This window comes from Marispirochaeta aestuarii, assembly GCF_002087085.1.
Classification (GTDB): Bacteria; Spirochaetota; Spirochaetia; order JC444; family Marispirochaetaceae; genus Marispirochaeta; species Marispirochaeta aestuarii.
Window position 1 is genome coordinate 1 of sequence record NZ_MWQY01000065.1, and the last position, 680, is coordinate 680.

Consider the following 680-nt stretch of genomic DNA (forward strand, 5'->3'; position numbering starts at 1 on the left):
AAGAAAAAAGTCCCCTATTGGAGGATATTCTCACACCTTATTACCTCCTCCGGCATCCGGGATACAGCCCGCCTTTTAAGGGTCTCTCCCAATACCGTCAATAACCGCATCAGCAGAATGGCCAGACAGGCCATTGCGATCCACGCATCCTTATCCTCGTTAATCTCCCTGCAGGAGGACCTGGTAGCAGACGGCTTCGAGAGCTTTGTCTATTCCCAGTACTTTCCCAACAACATCAATCTACTGGCCGGAAAAGAGTCCCAGTTCTGGTTTACCTCTGACTATTCCCATTTGCGACGAAAAGGACGCATGACAGAGTATCAAAAGAAGAAAAACCACCAGATACAAAAAAGGCTTCCAGTACACAGACGCAGTATTTATCGGTCATTTCAGGATTTAGTGCGCTTCAGTCTGGACCTTCGGGAGAAGAGTTCACGATCATCTGTTACACTCTTTACCGATGAGCATCCCCAGTACGTCCGGGTAATGTGTGATCTTCCCAGGGAGGAAAGAGGACTCATTACGCACCGGAGGATCAACTCGAAGCTTCCGCGGACAGTGCAAAACGATTTATTCAGTGTTAACTATCTTGACCGGGAAATTCGCAAAGACAACTCCGACCATACCCGGGAGACGGTTCAGTTCGCCCGGAACGCGAACAACTGCATGGAGCGGCTTGC

Annotated in this window: 1 pseudogene; it reads left to right on the forward strand. The window is 49.4% G+C overall.

Going from position 1 to position 680, the window contains the following annotated elements:
• Nucleotides 1-680, forward strand: a pseudogene (locus B4O97_RS19565) (hypothetical protein); the annotation flags it as partial.